Origin of the sequence: Streptomyces sp. NBC_00016, from assembly GCF_045040885.1 — a bacterium.
Lineage (GTDB): Bacteria > Actinomycetota > Actinomycetes > Streptomycetales > Streptomycetaceae > Streptomyces > Streptomyces coriariae.
The window spans coordinates 6,874,379-6,889,794 of record NZ_CP108304.1 but is presented as its reverse complement, the minus strand read 5'-3'; the positions used below and the strand labels follow the sequence as shown (position 1 = coordinate 6,889,794).

At 70.9% G+C, this 15,416-nt stretch carries 15 protein-coding genes and 1 riboswitch; of the genes, 9 read left to right on the top strand and 6 right to left on the bottom strand.

Features of this window, described 5'->3' with window-relative positions; genetic code table 11:
- The first annotated feature begins 46 nt into the window (after window positions 1-46).
- The 4 genes from OG933_RS30440 (at window position 47) to OG933_RS30425 (ending at window position 3,532) form a co-directional block, all read left to right on the top strand.
- Window positions 47-1,072: an N-acetylmuramoyl-L-alanine amidase gene (locus OG933_RS30440; protein WP_405629931.1), complete on the top strand. Its 1,026-nt coding sequence runs from the start codon at window positions 47-49 to the stop codon at window positions 1,070-1,072.
- A 178-nt stretch (window positions 1,073-1,250) separates the two neighbouring features.
- Window positions 1,251-2,057: a hypothetical protein gene (locus tag OG933_RS30435; protein WP_362524006.1), complete on the top strand. Its 807-nt coding sequence runs from the start codon at window positions 1,251-1,253 to the stop codon at window positions 2,055-2,057.
- Between the two features lie 109 nt (window positions 2,058-2,166).
- Window positions 2,167-3,177 (top strand): LLM class F420-dependent oxidoreductase, encoded by a 1,011-nt coding sequence (locus OG933_RS30430; protein WP_362524008.1) that lies wholly within the window; start codon window positions 2,167-2,169, stop codon window positions 3,175-3,177.
- 64 nt (window positions 3,178-3,241) lie between these two features.
- The gene (locus tag OG933_RS30425; RefSeq protein ID WP_054238057.1) at window positions 3,242-3,532 is read left to right on the top strand and encodes a hypothetical protein; all 291 of its coding nucleotides are present in this window, start codon (window positions 3,242-3,244) and stop codon (window positions 3,530-3,532) included.
- Between the two features lie 43 nt (window positions 3,533-3,575).
- Here OG933_RS30425 and OG933_RS30420 read toward each other — a convergent pair whose 3' ends face one another.
- Genes OG933_RS30420 through OG933_RS30410 form a run of 3 tightly spaced genes read right to left on the bottom strand, consistent with a single transcriptional unit; the run spans window position 3,576 to window position 6,903 of the window.
- Entirely contained in the window at window positions 3,576-4,655 is a 1,080-nt protein-coding gene (locus OG933_RS30420) for a prenyltransferase (RefSeq protein ID WP_362264971.1), read from the bottom strand.
- Window positions 4,652-5,467, bottom strand: a complete 816-nt coding sequence (locus OG933_RS30415) for a class I SAM-dependent methyltransferase (RefSeq protein WP_405629927.1) — start codon at window positions 5,465-5,467, stop codon at window positions 4,652-4,654. The genes OG933_RS30420 and OG933_RS30415 overlap by 4 nt, the downstream gene beginning before the upstream one ends.
- Window positions 5,461-6,903, bottom strand: coding sequence for a glycosyltransferase family 4 protein (locus OG933_RS30410; RefSeq protein ID WP_362524014.1), 1,443 nt, complete (start codon window positions 6,901-6,903; stop codon window positions 5,461-5,463). The genes OG933_RS30415 and OG933_RS30410 overlap by 7 nt, the downstream gene beginning before the upstream one ends.
- 209 nt (window positions 6,904-7,112) lie before the next feature.
- Here OG933_RS30410 and OG933_RS30405 point away from each other — a divergent pair, with 209 nt between their 5' ends.
- Window positions 7,113-7,748: a TetR family transcriptional regulator gene (locus OG933_RS30405; protein ID WP_054238061.1), complete on the top strand. Its 636-nt coding sequence runs from the start codon at window positions 7,113-7,115 to the stop codon at window positions 7,746-7,748.
- A 229-nt stretch (window positions 7,749-7,977) separates the two neighbouring features.
- Here OG933_RS30405 and OG933_RS30400 read toward each other — a convergent pair whose 3' ends face one another.
- Together OG933_RS30400 and OG933_RS30395 are read right to left on the bottom strand one after the other, a co-directional pair.
- Window positions 7,978-8,211 carry a ferredoxin gene (locus OG933_RS30400; RefSeq protein ID WP_267020215.1) on the bottom strand — a complete coding sequence of 78 codons (234 nt, stop codon included), beginning with the start codon at window positions 8,209-8,211 and terminating at the stop codon, window positions 7,978-7,980.
- Between the two features lie 6 nt (window positions 8,212-8,217).
- On the bottom strand, window positions 8,218-9,675 hold the full coding sequence (locus tag OG933_RS30395) for an aldehyde dehydrogenase (RefSeq protein ID WP_405629924.1): 1,458 nt from the start codon (window positions 9,673-9,675) through the stop codon (window positions 8,218-8,220).
- 719 nt (window positions 9,676-10,394) lie between these two features.
- On the opposite strand from OG933_RS30395, the gene OG933_RS30390 reads away from it, so the two are divergent.
- The 4 genes from OG933_RS30390 (at window position 10,395) to OG933_RS30375 (ending at window position 14,411) form a co-directional block, all read left to right on the top strand.
- Window positions 10,395-10,793: a hypothetical protein gene (locus OG933_RS30390; RefSeq protein ID WP_405629922.1), complete on the top strand. Its 399-nt coding sequence runs from the start codon at window positions 10,395-10,397 to the stop codon at window positions 10,791-10,793.
- 228 nt (window positions 10,794-11,021) lie between these two features.
- Complete coding sequence (locus tag OG933_RS30385) at window positions 11,022-12,071, top strand: MBL fold metallo-hydrolase (RefSeq protein WP_362524021.1); 1,050 nt, start codon at window positions 11,022-11,024, stop codon at window positions 12,069-12,071.
- A 42-nt stretch (window positions 12,072-12,113) separates the two neighbouring features.
- A complete protein-coding gene (locus tag OG933_RS30380; protein ID WP_405629919.1) occupies window positions 12,114-12,566 on the top strand; it encodes a nuclear transport factor 2 family protein in 453 nt (150 codons plus the stop codon).
- Window positions 12,567-12,665: 99 nt separating this feature from the next.
- Complete coding sequence (locus tag OG933_RS30375) at window positions 12,666-14,411, top strand: protein kinase domain-containing protein (protein WP_405629917.1); 1,746 nt, start codon at window positions 12,666-12,668, stop codon at window positions 14,409-14,411.
- Here OG933_RS30375 and OG933_RS30370 read toward each other — a convergent pair whose 3' ends face one another.
- Entirely contained in the window at window positions 14,412-15,134 is a 723-nt protein-coding gene (locus OG933_RS30370; protein WP_405629915.1) for a phosphotransferase, read from the bottom strand.
- 109 nt (window positions 15,135-15,243) lie between these two features.
- Window positions 15,244-15,340: riboswitch (cobalamin riboswitch) on the top strand.
- Window positions 15,341-15,416: the final 76 nt, after the last annotated feature.

Below are 15,416 nucleotides of genomic sequence, written 5' to 3'. Positions count from 1 at the left end.
GCCGTCCCCGTGAGACCTCGTCGGGGTGGCCGTTAGGGTGGCAGGCGTGTCGTACGCAGGCTCGAACCCCGGTCCCTTCGATCCCTCCGATCCCTCCGATCCCTTCGGTCCCCCGCGGCCGCGCCGCTCGCCGCTGCGCCGCCCGCTGACCGTGGCGCTCGCCGCGCTGGTGCCCGGGGCACTGCTCGGCTGGCTGGCGTACGAGGCGCTGGGCGGGACCGGGGGCGGCGGGACGGACGGGCCCGGGACGGGTGCGGGTGCGGCGCCGAGTGTCCTGAGCTCCCCCGCGAACGGCTCGGACGGCTCGGGCGGTGCGGGGAGCGCCGGCGGTGCGGGCGGTGACGGGAAGACGGGTGTCGGTACGGGCACCGCCCCGGCCCCGGCCGGTTCCGGCGCAACCTCGCTCCGGGGCAAGGTCGTCGTCATCGACCCCGGCCACAACCCCACCAACTACCGGCACACCGCCGACATCAATCGCCAGGTGGACATCGGCACCAACCGGAAGGAGTGCGACACGACGGGTACGTCCACGAACTCCGGTTACAGCGAGGCGGAGTTCACGCTGGACGTGGCCCATCGGCTGCGCACACTGCTCCAGCAGCAGGGCGCCACGGTGCGGCTGACGCAGGACGGGGACCGGCCGTTCGGCCCGTGTGTCGACGAGCGCGCCCGGATCGGGAACGCGGCGCACGCCGACGCGGTCGTCTCGATCCACGCCGACGGCGCCGCGGCCGGGCAGCGCGGCTTCCATGTGATCCTGCCGGGCGCGGTGCACGAGGGCGGCGCGGACACCCGCGCCATCGTCGGCCCGTCGAAGGACCTCGGGAAGCTCGTCGCGGGCGACTTCACCCGGGCGACGGGCACTTCACCGTCCAACTACGTCGGCGACGGCACCGGTCTCGTCACGCGTGAGGACCTGGGCGGTCTCAATCTGTCAACGGTTCCCAAGGTGTTCATCGAGTGCGGCAACATGCGCGATACCAAGGACGCGGCGCTGCTGACCAGTGGCGCCTGGCGGCAGAAGGCGGCGCAGGGGATCTCTGAGGGAATCGTGAGTTTCCTGCGCGGGTAGTGATCAGGGCGCTCATCCCGGCGGACAGCGCGATCGTGGTGACGATAGTGTCGTCCCTACGATGAGGGGCCACCCCCGCGCTTCACACAGGGGCCTGACGGCGACATGGTGACAGCGACGCCTCTACCGATATGTGTATGCGTGTACCGATGACGAGACGACTGACGAAGGACCTGAAGTGAATATCCGCTCCCTCACTCGAGGCGACGGCGTGGTGATCGGAGCAGCGGTATTGCTGTTCATCGCGTCGTTCCTGGACACGTTCGACGGCTCCGGCAGTGACGTCCCGAACGCCTGGGACAACCTCGGCCTCGTAATGAGCATGTATCTCGGCGGAATCATCGGTGCCGCCCTGATCGTCGTGGCCCGCGCGCTGCCGCAGCCGCGCAAGGTGGCCGGCATCGACCTGGGGCAGTTCGGTGTGGCGCTGACGGTCTTCGCCGCGTGGACGGCGTTCTGGACGATCATCGACCCGCTCGGTGCGTTCAGCGACACCTTCGGCAGCACCGACATCGAGACGGGCTCCGGTCTGATCCTGGGCCTGATCGCCGCGCTGCTGCTGGCCGCCGGCGCGGTCGCCACCCCGCTGGTGCCCGCCCTGCAGGCCGCGCTCGTGCCGGCCCCCAGGCCGGCCGCCCCTCAGCCGTACGGCGCGCAGCCGCCCGCCGGTTACGGCTACCCGGGCGCCCCGCAGCAGCCGTCGGCGTTCGGCGCTCCGCCGCAGCAGGGCCAGCCGGGTCAGCCGCCGTTCGGCGCCCAGCCGGGTCCGGCGCAGCCGTCGGGCGGGGACTTCTCCCCGTTCTGGTTCGCCGTGCCGGTGCCGCGTCCGCTGTACGCGGAGGACGGCGCGCCGATGCCGATCGCCGAACTGGCGCCGGGCACCTGGTACCTCGCGGTCGAGCAGGGCGCCCAGGGTCTGGTCGCCCAGACCCAGGACGGCCGCCGCGGTGTCCTGCGGGACGCCTCCGGCATCCAGCGCGGCTGAGCCCCGGCTCCCGCACCGCTTCACGCACGGCCCCTCGCCCTTCCGGGCGGGGGGCCGTTGTCGTACAGTCGCAGCCTTCCCTTGTCTGACACACCGTCAGGAGGCGGGCATGCGGCTCGGTCTGGCGCTCGGCTACTGGGGCCGCGGCCCCTCCCCCGACCACGTGGAGCTGGCGCGCGAGGCGGAACGGCTCGGTTACGCCTCCGTGTGGACGGCGGAGTCCTGGGGCTCGGACGCCTTCACGGCTCTCACCTGGATCGCCGCCCGCACATCGACGATCGAACTGGGCACGGCGGTCGCGCAGATGGCCGCCCGCTCCCCCACCACGACCGCGATGCACGCCCTGACCCTGGACCATCTCTCCGGCGGCCGGATGATGCTCGGGCTCGGCCTGTCCGGCCCCCAGGTGGTGGAGGGCTGGTACGGCCGGCCGTTCCCCAAGTCCCCCCTGACCGCGACCCGGGAGTACGTGGACGTGGTGCGCCAGGTGCTGCGCCGCCGGGCGCCGGTGGAACTGGACGGCCGCTTCCACTCCCATCCCTACCGCGGCCCGGACGCGACCGGCCTCGGCAGACCGCTCAGGTCCATCACCCACCCCCTGCGCCCCGACCTGCCGGTGCTGCTGGGCGCGGAGGGTCCGCGCAACGTCGCCCAGACGATCCGTATCGCCGACGGCTGGCTGCCGCTGTACTGGTCGCCCGACCGGCCGGACGCGTACGGCCCGGCGGTGGCGGAGCTGCCCGACGGCTTCCGGGTCGCGCCCCTCGCCCAGGCACGGATCTGTGACGACGTCGGCGAGGGTCTGCTCCCCGTGAAGACCATGCTCGGCTTCTACATCGGCGGCATGGGCCACGCCACCCGCAACTTCCACGCCGACCTGATGGCCCGCATGGGATACGAGGAGGAGGCCCGGCGCATCCAGGAGCTGTTCCTGGCCGGGCGGCGCGAGGAGGCGGTGCTGGCCGTCCCGGACGCCTTCGCCGACGAGATCTCCCTGGTCGGCCCGCGCGAACGCGTCGCCGAGCGGCTGGAGTCCTGGCGCAAGGGGCCGGTGACGGACCTGCTGGTCCTCGCCCCGGACCGGACGACGCTCCGGGTGCTGGCGGAGCTCAACTCATAGCCACGGGCGCACGAAGAGCGAACACTCCACGTTTCAACCGGGATTCCGGGGCCAGACGGAAGTCATGTCTCGATATCGCAGTGGTTCCAACTCCGCCGGAACGGTCATAGCGGTGGTCGCGGACGTCATGGCCGTCATCCTCGGGCTGTGGATCCTCATGTACCTGCTGGACGCCAACCGGGGCAACGACCTGGTCCAGTTCGTGCATGACGCGGCCAACTGGCTGGCCGGCTGGTCACGTGACCTGTTCACGTTCGACGAGGCGTGGGCACGGGTGGTGGCGGGCTACGGCCTGGCAGCGGTCGTCTACCTGTTCATCGGTCACGCGATCGCCAACCGGGTCCACCGCCACTGAGGCGGCTCCCGGGGCGGGTCCGAAAACCCGTCCCGGGAACAGGTCAGGCGCAGCAGTCCGCCTCGAGCCCGGACAGCCCGGACGGCAGCTGCTCCCCGCCGAACACGGCGCAGGTGGCCTCGTGACCACCGAGGGCCGCCACGGCGAGCAGCAGCGACCCCGCGGTCCAGGTGGTCAGCTCCCGGGGCCAGATCGCCTCGTCCTCGAACACGAACCCCGTCCAGTACAGGCCCGACTCCGCGTCGCGCAGGTGCTGGATCGACTGAAGGATCTCCAGCGCCCGGTCGGACTCGCCCATCGCCCACAGTGCGAGGGCGAGTTCGGCCGACTCGCCGCCCGTCACCCACGGGTTGGGGACGACACAGCGCACGCCGAGACCCGGGACCACGAACCGCTCCCACTCGGCCTCGATCCGGGACTTGGCCTCCGTACCGGTCAACGCCCCGCCCAGCACCGGGTAGTACCAGTCCATCGAGTAGCGGTCCTTGTCGAGGAACCGCTCGGGGTGCCGGCGGATGGCGTGCCGCAGTGCTCCCACCGCCAACTCCCAGTCGGGCTGCGGCTCTTCGCGCTGCTCGGCGATGGCCAGCGCGCAGCGCAGTGCCTGGTGGACGGAGGAGGAGCCGGTGAGCAGCGCGTCGGCGGTCGGGGTGCCGTCGTCGTCGCGCCGCCAGCCGATCTGGCCGCCGGGCTGCTGGAGCCGCAGCACGTACTCGACGGCCGCGTAGACGGCCGGCCACATGCGGTCCAGGAAGGTGTCGTCGCCGGTGGACAGGTAGTGGTGCCAGACGCCCACGGCTATGTAGGCGACGAAGTTCGTCTCGCGCCCTCGGTCGGTGACGTCGTCGAAGGCGCCGTCCGCGTAGGCCGCGAACCAGGAACCGTCGTCGTTCTGGTGCCGGGCCAGCCAGGTGTACGCCCGCTCGGCGGCCTCGTGTTCGCCCGCCGCGTCCAGCGCCATCGCGGCCTCGGTGTGGTCCCACGGGTCGAGGTGGTGGCCCCGGAACCACGGGATCGCGCCGTCCTCACGCTGCACGGCGAGGATGCCGGCGACGGTCTCGGCGGCCTGCTCCGCGGTGAGGACCCCGGGCAGGACGAGGTGTTCTGTCCGGGGTGTCGTCACTTGGCGTCCGCCCCGGTCTTCTCGGCCTGCTCGGCCTTGTCCGCCTGCTCGGTCTTCTCCGCCTGCCCGGCGTTCGCTGCCTGCTCGGAGAGTCGCGGCAGGTGCGGCTTGGTCGCGTACGCCACGAAGCTCTTGCCGATGAGCGGGTTCAGCGCCTGCTCGGCGACCCGGGTGGCGAGGGGCTTCTTCATGATGTCCCAGACCAGCAGCTTGTGGTACGCCCGCACCGGCAGCGCCTTGTCGTTGTCGACACCGAAGGCGCACTTCAGCCACCAGTACGGCGAGTGCAGCGCGTGGGCGTGGTGGGTGCCGTACGGCTTCAGGCCCGCCTCGCGGATCTTCGTGAGCAGCTCGTCCGCCCGGTAGATGCGGATGTGGCCGCCCTCGACCTCGTGGTAGGCGTCGGAGAGGGTCCAGCAGACCTTCTCGGGGCCGTAGCGCGGGACGGTGATGGCGATCCGGCCGCCCGGCTTGAGCACCCGCACCATCTCGGCGAGAACGCCCTTGTCGTCCGGGATGTGCTCCATGACCTCGGAGATGATCACGACGTCGAAGGACTCGTCGGGGAAGGGCAGGGCGAGCGCGTCGCCCTCCATGGCCGTCGCGGTGGCACCCTCGGGGGCCTCGCCGGCCTCCTTCATCGCCGCGAACCACTTGGCGACCTCGCGGATCTCCTCGGCGTTCTGGTCGAGGGCCACGACCTGCGCGCCGCGCCGGTAACACTCGAAGGCGTGCCGGCCGGCACCGCAGCCCAGGTCCAGGACTCGGTCGCCCGGGGCGAGCGGGAACCGGGAGAAGTCGACGGTCAGCACGTGGCCCTGCTTTCGCGATCGCGATCGGATGCTGCGGATACGGCGTCGGTGTCGGCACCGGACCCGGCACCGACGGACTCGACGGCTTCGGGGGCGGCGGACGCCGCGGAAGCCTCGGCGACCCGTGGGCGACCGCGGTCGGCTATCGCCTCGCGGTAGCGGGCCACGGTCCCCTCGGCGGCGCGCGCCCAGGTGAACCGTTCGAGCACCCGTTGCCGTCCGGCCGCACCGAGCCGGGCCCGCAACTCCGGGTCGCCCAGCAGTCGTCCGAGACCCGTGGCCAGCGCGCCGGAGTCGCCCGGCGGCACGGCCAGGCAGGTCTCGCCGTCGCGCCCGGCGACCTCGGGGATCGCTCCGCCGGTCGTGGCGAGCAGCGGGGTGCCCGTGGCCATGGCCTCGGCGGCCGGCAGGGAGAAGCCCTCGTAGAGCGACGGCACGCAGGCGACCTCCGCCGAGCGGACCAGGTCGACCAGTTCGGCGTCGGAGATGCCCTTGACGAACTCGACGGCGCCTTCGAGGCCGTACCGCTCGATCGCCTGGGCGACCGGCCCCTCCTGCGGGCGCTTGCCGACGACGACGAGATGGGCGTGCGGGTGCTCGGTGCGCACCTTGGCCAGCGCCTCGACGAGGAAGACCAGGCCCTTGAGCGGGACGTCCGCGCTGGACGTCGTCACGATCCGGCCCGGTACGACGGCCACGGCCGGGTTCGGCGAGAACAGGTCGGTGTCGGCACCGATGTGGATGACGTGGACGCGGTCGTCGCGGACGCCGAGGTGGTCGACGATCTCCTGGCGGGAGGTGCCGGAGACGGTGAGCACGGACGGCAGCCGGCGCGCGACCCGCTTCTGCATCCGGGTGAACGCGTACCAGCGGCGCACGGAGTACCGGCGCCGCCGTCCCTCGGCCGCGTCCAGCTCCAACTGCCGGTCGACGGTGATGGGGTGGTGGATGGTGGTGACGAGGGGCGCGCCGATGTCCCCCAGCAGCCCGTATCCCAGGGTCTGGTTGTCGTGCACGATGTCGAACTCACCGCTGCGCGCGCGGAGATGGCGGCGGGCCCGCAGCGAGAAGGTCAGCGGCTCGGGGAAGCCGCCGGTCCACATCGTGGCGACCTCGAGGGCGTCGACCCAGTCGCGGTACTCGCCGCGCTTCGGGGTGCGGAAAGGATCCGGCTGACGGTAGAGGTCGAGGCTGGGCAGCTCGGTGAGGGTGAGACGGTCGTCGTGGCCCGGGTCCAGCACCGGATAGGGCTGGGAGCCGATCACCTCGACGCGGTGACCTAGACGGGCGAGCTCACGCGAGAGATGCCGTACGTAGACACCCTGGCCCCCGCAGAACGGGTTCCCCTTATAGGTGAGGAGAGCGATGTCGAGCGATCTCCCGCCGTCGGCGGCGAGGTCGTGCCGGGGCCCTGCCTGACTGGCCTCAGCGGTCACTCCGGGCCCCCTTCTGCCTGCATTGTCCCGCGAGACTACGACGGGACGCTAATCTAGAACAAGTTTCAGACTTGATCGTTCGGGAGGCTCTGAATCTACCGGCAGGTAGGAGGGCTGTGAGCAGTGGATCAGGTGATTCACGCCACGGCCGACCGCCCCGTCGAGCTGTGCGCCCACTGAGCCTCACCGACTGTCACGGAACGGGACCCATGTCTGCGGAAGCCAGCACTCAGCACCCTGCCCACTCCCCGCTCACCCAGCGGCAGGAGGAGCGTCGGCGCCGCATCCTGCACGCGAGCGCGCAGTTGGCCAGCCGGGGCGGGTTCGACGCGGTGCAGATGCGGGAGGTCGCGGAGTCCTCACAGGTCGCCCTGGGCACGCTCTACCGCTACTTCCCCTCCAAGGTGCACCTGCTGGTCGCCACGATGCAGGACCAGCTGGATCACATGCACGGCACGCTGCGGAAGAAGCCCCCGACGGGCGAGCGGGCGGCGGACCGCGTCGCGGAGACCCTCATGCGCGCCTTCCGGGCCCTCCAGCGCGAGCCGCACCTGGCGGACGCGATGGTCCGCGCACTGACCTTCGCCGACCGCAGCGTCTCACCGGAGGTCGACCAGGTCTCCCGTCAGACGACGGCGATCATCCTGGACTCGATGGGCCTGACCGATCCCACCCCGGAGCAGCTCTCGGCGGTCCGCGTCATCGAGCACACCTGGCACTCGGCGCTCATCACCTGGCTGTCGGGGCGCGCGTCCATCGCCCAGGTGCGGATCGACATCGAGACGGTGTGCAAGCTGATCGACGTGACGGACCCCGGACAGCACACGAGCAGGACACACGAGTAGGACACACGAGCAGGACATACGAAGGGACCTACGAGACGACGAGGGCTCCCTTCAGGTCCTGTCCCGCGACCTTCAGGTCCCTCGGTCCGTCCGTCGACGTCGGCCTCGGCGGATGCCTTCGCGTCACGCAGAAGTCGGCTACTCCGGTCGGACCCCCTCATTCGCCTCGTAGGCCACTACCAGGATAAAACGCCCCAAACCATACGCAATACCCTGTCGGGAAATTTCTTCACTCCTCCGGCGGGAACACCGCCTCCCCGCTGCCCACCAGCGTCAGCATGATCGCCTCCACCGGGCAGCTCTCCGCCGCCGCCAGCACCCGCTCGTTGGCGTCCATGTCCGGGTCGGCCGGATGGGACTGACGCGCGGTGTCGAGCCGGAAGCCGTCGGGCGCGTGGTGGACGCACTGGGCGGATCCGATGCACAGGGACCGATCCACCTCGACGTGCCAACGATCTCCCATGGCCCGTCAGCCCTCCCATCCCGCCGGCAGGTGGATCATCTTGTGCTCGAGGTACTCGCCGAAGCCCTCGGGCCCGAACTCCCGCCCCAGTCCGGAGTTCTTGTAGCCGCCGAACGGCCCGAGCATGTCGAGGCTGAAGGTGTTCACCGAGTACGTCCCGGTACGGACCTGCCGGGCGACCTCGATGCCGTGCTCGACGTCGGCCGTCCACACGCTGCCGCTGAGCCCGTAGTCGGAGTCGTTCGCGATCCTCAGCGCCTCGGACTCGTCGCCGTAGGGCAGCAGGCAGATCACCGGCCCGAAGATCTCCTCCCGGGCGATCCGCATGGAGTTGTCGACGTCACCGAACAGCGTCGGCTCCACGTACCAGCCGCGCTCCAGACCCGGCGGACGCCCCCCGCCCGTGAGGATCTTCGCGCCCTCCTCCTGCCCGATCCGGATGTAGTCGAGGTTCCGGCGCTGCTGCCGCCGCGCCACCAACGGGCCGACCTGGGTCGCCGGGTCCAGCGGGTCGCCGACGACCAGTGCGGCCGCCGCGGCGGTGAAGGCGTCCGCGAACTCGTCGTAGCGCGAGCGCGGCAGGAGGATGCGGGTCTGGGCCACGCAGGCCTGCCCGTTGTTCATCCAGGCGGCGGAGACGATCCCGGGGACGGACGTGGCGATGTCCGCGTCCGGCAGGACGACGGCCGCCGACTTGCCGCCGAGCTCCAGGGTCACGCGGGTCAGGTTCCTGGACGCCACCTCCATGACCCGCTTGCCGGCCGCGACCGAGCCGGTGAACGACACCTTGTCGACGCCCGGATGCCCGACCAGGTACTCGCTCACCTCGCGGTCCGCCGGCAGGATCGACAGCACACCCTCCGGCAGCCCCGCCTCCCGCGTGATCTCGGCCAGCAGATACGCGTCCAGCGGCGACTCCGGCGACGGCTTCAGCACCACCGTGCAGCCGGTGAGCAGCGCGGGCGCGAGCTTGGCGGCCGCGACGAACTGCGGGACGTTCCAGGGGACGACGGCCGCGACCACCCCCACGGGCTCGCGCCGCACGAGGATCTTCCCGAGCACGCCGTCGCGCCGCTCCTCGTACGTGAAGCCACGCGCGACGGTGATCGCCGCGTCCCACACCATCATCGCGCCGAGGGCCTGCGCGAGGACGCTCCAGGAGTACGGGGAGCCGTTCTCGGAGGAGATCACCCGGGCGATCTCCTCGTGCCGCAGCGCGATGCCGTCCTTGATGCGGGTGACGACGGCGATCCGCTCGTCGAGCGACAACCGGGGCCAGGGCCCCCCGTCGAAGGCCCGCCGCGCCGCGGCGACCGCCCGGTCCACGTCACCGGCCGACGCGTGCGGCACCCGCCCGATGACCTCCTCGGTGTGCGGCGAGACGACCTCGATGACGTCCTTGCCCAGGGGGTCGATCAGTTCCCCACCGATGAACAGCTGTCCGTGTTCCACGAGCTCGGCCATGACCACTGCCTTCGTCTACGTTTCTGACGGTGTTTCAGGAACTGATACCAGTTCTGGTCAAAGTAGTCCACGGAGGAAACGAGAATGCCCCTGACCAGCGGTTTCCCGATGATCAGGGGCGGGGCCCGAACCCGTGGGCCGTCAGGGGGCCGTCGGGACCTGGTGGGCCGTGCGGTACATCGCGTCGACATCGTTGGGGATCACAGGCGGGGGCGCGTTGAACTCGTTGCGCCAGACCGCCCCTCCCTCGGCACCTGTCAGTCACCCGCGGGCCAAAGAAGCCTCCGGCGGGGGCACTCAGGCTCCGGGACGACGGGGGCGCCGTTCGCGAGTACCGGACAGCGGTGGCGTGCGCGGGGGAGCCTGACGCAAAAGCGCCAGCAATAGGTACCGAAATTGCATATTCAACTTCAATGCCGTGGTGATTCATTTATCAATCACGTACGTCGAGCCAAAAGTGGACACGTCACCCATCCCTGGCTAGGCTCAATTAACGGACGCCGCAGCTGGAGAGGCAATCGGCACGCCAGAAAGTTGGCACTAAAGGGCCGGAGTCAACCGGCTCGCCAATGGCAATCAGCAGCGCGATGAACGGCCGACCCTGCATTGACTCGCATGACGGCGCACGTTGAATATTCGTGACTTAATGCCGTGGTCTGCTTCTCGCGCGGTCCGGCACGATCGGCACATCCGTCTGAAATCAGTTTCAGGAGTCTGAAATGAAGAATTTCAGCAGCATTAAAAGGAAGACGCTCAGCTCCATTGCGGTCACGGCCTCGCTGGCGCTCGCCGCATCCGTTGCGGCAATCGGTACGGCTCACTCCGCAGCGACAGTGAAGGTCGTCATCACTGGAACAGCGAGCTGCGCAAAGGATGCGACACCGACGGTAGTCACAATAACCCCGAAGAAGGGGAAGACCGGCTCGGACGAAACGCCCGGAGACGAGCAGTCCGAACAGTACACGATCACCCTCACAGGAATTCCGAACAACGGCACGACGGCAACCGCCAAGGTGACCTGCCTAGACGATGAGGGCGACGTGAATACGCCCAAGAAAAAGGACGTCCCGATCAAGAAGCCCGCGAACAACAGCCCTCTGACCTTGAATATTCCGTAGCGGCCCTCGACCTGGGTCCTGCGCGCCCGCCCCCGACACCATGGGGCGGGCGCCTATGCCACAGCGAACTGGTCGATCTGCGACTTGCTCGACAGGCGGCGACAGGCGGCGACAGGCAACGCTCACATCTGCGCAGGTCAGCCCAACTCCCCATCGAATCAGTCGACTTGGGCACCCATTGAAACCAGTTCTAGTTATAGTGGGCAATGGCCGTGTGACGGAGGGCAGATGAAGAGCAGTCAGGGCGAACCCACCACGTACGACCACGGCGGCGGTGTCCGCTCGCTCCGGGTGCCCATCCCGGACAACCCGCTGGGCCACACCCTGGTGTACGTCGTCGACACCGACCGTGGGCCGGTCCTGATCGACACGGGCTGGGACGACCCGGCGTCCTGGGAGGCGCTGACCGCCGGGCTGACCGCGTGCGGCACGTCCGTCTCGGAGCTGTACGGAGTCGTGATCACCCACCACCACCCCGACCACCACGGCCTGTCCGGCCAGGTGCGGGAGGCCTCCGGGGCGTGGGTGGCGATGCACGCGGCGGACACCTCCATCGTGCGGCGGACCCGCGAGACGCGTCCCGAGCGCTGGTACACGTACATGGCGGCCAAGCTCACCGCCGCCGGCGCCCCGGAGGAGCACATCGCCCCGCTCCGCACGCCTCCCGCTCGTCGTCGCCCCTTCCCCGGCCTGGCGCCCGCCCTCCCCGACCGCGAGATCGTCCCGGGTGAGTTCCTCGACCTGCCCGGCCGCCGGCTGCGCGCGATCTGGACACCGGGCCACACCCCCGGCCATGTCTGCCTCCACCTGGAGGAGGACCATCCCGCTCGGCACCCGGGCCACGGACGCCTGTTCTCCGGCGACCACCTGCTGCCGGAGATCACCCCGCACATCGGCCTGTACGAGGATCCCGACGACGCCACCGTCACCGATCCCCTCGGCGACTACCTCGACTCCCTCGAACGCGTCGGCCGGCTCGCCCCCGCGGAGATCCTCCCGGCCCACCAGTACGCCTTCACCGACGCGCCCTTCCGGGTACGGGAGTTGCTCACCCACCACGAGGACCGTCTCACCGGTCTGCTCGCCCTCCTCGCCACCCCGCTCACCCCCTGGCAGCTCGCGGAACGCATGGAGTGGAACCGCCCCTGGCCGCAAATCCCCTACGGTTCACGGAACATCGCGGTCTCGGAGGCCGAAGCCCACCTACGGCGCCTGGTGAAGCAGGGACGCGCGGAGGCGGTGACCGGGAGCGACCCGGTGACGTACGTGGCGGCGTAAATCGCTCGCGGCGGACGAGGGCTCCTTGATACCAACGCCCTCATGGACCCCCTGCAGCGGCTGCTCGCCGAACGCGCCTGCGAGCGCCTCGCCGTCGATTTCGTCCACCGGCTGGATCTCGGCGAACCCTCCTCGGTGGCCGAGCTGTTCACCGAGGACGGCACCTGGGAGTGGCCGGCGGGCGGGCGGCTGGTCAAGGGGCGGGCGGCGCTGCGGGAGTACTTCGGTTCGCGTCCCGCCGACCGGCTCTCGCGCCGCCTCATGTCGAACATCCTGGTCACCGTCACCCCGACCGCACCGGCCACCGCCCTGGCCACCTCGTATTTCTCGACGTACCGGGTCGACGGCTACGAGGGCGGCGTCGTCCCCGCCGGACCACCCGTCCAGGTCGGGCACTACCAGGACGCGTTCCGCCAGGTCGACGGGGTGTGGCTGCTGGAGACCCGGGTGCTGTTCCTCCCCTTCGGCGGACCGACACCCCGCGTAGGCTGCTGACTTGATCGGATCACCGGATCGTCAGGTCGCCGGGTCGTCGGATCACGGGGAACAGGGGCCGGGGCCGGGGGGCCAGGGTCATGAGGGGGATGAGGGCCGATGAATCATGCGACCGAGGCGTTCCAGCCGCTCCAGGCGGACGATCCGCCCATGGTGGCCGGTTACCGTCTCGCCGCCCGGCTCGGGGCGGGCGGCATGGGACGGGTCTACCTGTCGCACACGCAGGGTGGCCGGCCACTGGCGATCAAGGTGGTACGCCCGGAACTGGCCGACGACCCGGCCTTCCGGCGGCGGTTCCGCCGGGAGATCAAAGCTGCCCGGCGGGTCCGCGGCGCGTACACCGCCGAGCTGATCGACGCCGACGCGGACGGCGTACCTCCCTGGCTGGCCACGCTGTACGTGCCCGGGCCCTCGCTGGCGGAGGCCGTCGCCCGGCGCGGGCCGCTGCCGGTGCCCGCGGTGCTGTGGCTGATGGCGGGGGTGGCGGAGGCGCTCCAGGCCATCCACGGTGCGGGAATCGTGCACCGGGACCTGAAGCCGTCGAACGTGCTGCTGGCCGCCGACGGACCGCGCGTGATCGACTTCGGCATCTCGCTGGCCTCCGACGTCACCTCGAACACCGCCACCGGCCTCGCCGTCGGCACACCGCAGTACATGGCTCCCGAGCAGGCGACCGCGGGCGAGGTCACCGCGGCGACCGACGTGTTCGCGCTCGGTCAGACGGCGGCGTTCGCGGCCCTGGGCGAGCCGCTGTACGGGGACGGTCCCTCGGTCAGCGTGCTGTACCGGATCGTGCACTCGGAACCCGACCTGTCCCTGCTGCCCGAACCGCTCCGTCCGCTGATCGCCCGCTGCCTGGCCGCCGATCCGGCGGAGCGGGTGACCCCGGCGGAGATCGTCGAATGGTGCAGGCAACGTCTGGGCGGAGAGGCGGACAGCGGCGCCGGGCCGGCGGTCTGGCGGGAGGTCACCGGGCCGGAGGTGTCGGTTCCGTCTCCGGTCCCCGATCCCACCCCGGTGCACACGCTGCCCTTGATCCCGCAGCCCTCGCACAAGACGCCGCAGCACGAGACGCCCCAACACGCTGTGCCCACCAACGCGATGGCCCCGCACGCGATGGCTCCGCACACGATGGCCCCGAACGCGATGCCCTTGATCGCGCCGGTGCGGTCGCAGCTCACGCGGCCGGACGGGCGGCCGGCCCGGCGTCGGCGCACCGCGTTGGTCACGGCCGCCGCCGTCACCGCGGGCGCGCTGGTGCTGACCGGTCTGGCGTGGACGGTCGTGGAGGCGGCGGACCGGCTCCGCCACCGGGACGACACGACCGGGGCCTCCTCGACGCCCGGCCCGTCCGGGTCCGCAGGGTCGTCGGCGTCCTCGTCGGCGTCCTCGTCGACAGCCGCGCCGGATTCGGTGGCCGGTGACCGGACATCGCAGGGGTCGGGCTCCTCCCCGACCGTGCCCAAGACGCCGCAGGCCACCGCGTATCCCCTCCAGTGGCTGGACGCGAAGACCTCACTGGACGTCAAGGAGCCGGTCCGGCGCGAGGACAGCAAGGGGGACATCCGCTTCAGCTGCAAGCAGACCGGCTGCGCGCTGGAGAGCGACACCAGCGTGTTCAACATGCTGTACGGCGATCCCGGCGGCTCCCTCGACTCGTGCCGCATCGTCCTCACCGGCGCCAAGAGCCACCGGCTTCCCCTCGCCGCGGCGGCGGCCGGCAGCGAGATCTGCGTCAAGCACCCCTCCGGGGACATCGCACTGCTCGTGATCCAGGTGAAGTCGACCGCACTGCCGGACATCGCGTTCGTGACCGCGGACATGACGGTCTGGCGGGCGGCCTAGTCAGCGGCCCGCCGTCGTCCTGATCAACTCGGCGGCCGGTACGAGGAGTTCCGTCTCCTCGCGGCTCATCGTCGGGTTGGCCGCCCGCCTCCGCAGGGCCTCCGCCAGGCCCTCCTCGGTGAGGTCGCAGGGGTCGGCGAGCAGCGCGGTCAGCATCGCCCGGGCCGGGTCGGCGATGGGCTGGGGAGAGACGGCCACCTGGGCGAGGATCACCGCGGACATGCCCCAGTCGAGCCCGGGGTCGCCCTCCTCCGCGTTGGCCCAGTCGATGACCCGGGGGCCGTCGGGCGTGAGGATCACGTTGTCCGGGTGGAGGTCCAGGTGCAGGATGCGGGCGTCGGCCGAGACCCGTCCGGGCAGGGCGTGCAGTTCGCGCAGCAGCCGGGCGAGGACGGCCCCCGCCTCCTCGGCGTCCAGCGTGCCCGCCCCGAACGCGTGGAGCATCGTCGGCCCGTTCAGCCGCTCCATGACCAGGTCGGCGGGTGAGCCGGAGGGCCGTACGGCGGGTGCGGGGTAGCCGTGCCGGCGTACGTGTGTCATCACGGCCGCGAGGGTGGCCGAGTCCTCCCAGCCCTCCCGGTCGCGGCGCAGCACCCACGCCTCGTCGATCTCGTACACATCGGCCGTTCGGCCCGAGCCGAGCAGCCGGCCCGGCGGCCCGCCCGGCACCCCGGCCGGCAGCCCGGTCGTCAGCCCGCCCGACACCCTCCCCGTATGCGTCATGGTCACAACATATCGGGGGCTTCCGCCCCGTCCGGGGCGCTTTCACAGCCGCCCCTCAGACGCCCGGCTACCTGCCGGTAGAGTGGCCGCGTCGTCATCACGCCCGTACAGGGGGAAGCCGGTGCAATTCCGGCGCTGACCCGCAACCGTGAGAGCCGGATCGCCCGGTACGGGACCGTGACCGGCTCACGTGCGTCGGCAGGCCCGCCGTCGCACGGCACCGTCGAGGTATACGGAGCCGAGCCGCCGGGATGTCCCGTGCTGCCCGGCTGCGTGACCTCA

Bases quoted from the DNA above. Each gene is read 5' to 3' on its own strand.
- OG933_RS30405 (WP_054238061.1), top strand. From the start codon at position 7,113: ATGTCTGCGGAAGCCAGCACTCAGCACCCTGCCCACTCCCCGCTCACC.
- OG933_RS30370 (WP_405629915.1), bottom strand. From the start codon at position 15,134: ATGACGCATACGGGGAGGGTGTCGGGCGGGCTGACGACCGGGCTGCCG.
- OG933_RS30380 (WP_405629919.1), top strand. From the start codon at position 12,114: ATGGACCCCCTGCAGCGGCTGCTCGCCGAACGCGCCTGCGAGCGCCTC.
- OG933_RS30400 (WP_267020215.1), bottom strand. From the start codon at position 8,211: ATGGGAGATCGTTGGCACGTCGAGGTGGATCGGTCCCTGTGCATCGGA.
- OG933_RS30430 (WP_362524008.1), top strand. From the start codon at position 2,167: ATGCGGCTCGGTCTGGCGCTCGGCTACTGGGGCCGCGGCCCCTCCCCC.
- OG933_RS30385 (WP_362524021.1), top strand. From the start codon at position 11,022: ATGAAGAGCAGTCAGGGCGAACCCACCACGTACGACCACGGCGGCGGT.
- OG933_RS30390 (WP_405629922.1), top strand. From the start codon at position 10,395: ATGAAGAATTTCAGCAGCATTAAAAGGAAGACGCTCAGCTCCATTGCG.
- OG933_RS30395 (WP_405629924.1), bottom strand. From the start codon at position 9,675: ATGGCCGAGCTCGTGGAACACGGACAGCTGTTCATCGGTGGGGAACTG.
- OG933_RS30375 (WP_405629917.1), top strand. From the start codon at position 12,666: ATGAATCATGCGACCGAGGCGTTCCAGCCGCTCCAGGCGGACGATCCG.
- OG933_RS30425 (WP_054238057.1), top strand. From the start codon at position 3,242: ATGTCTCGATATCGCAGTGGTTCCAACTCCGCCGGAACGGTCATAGCG.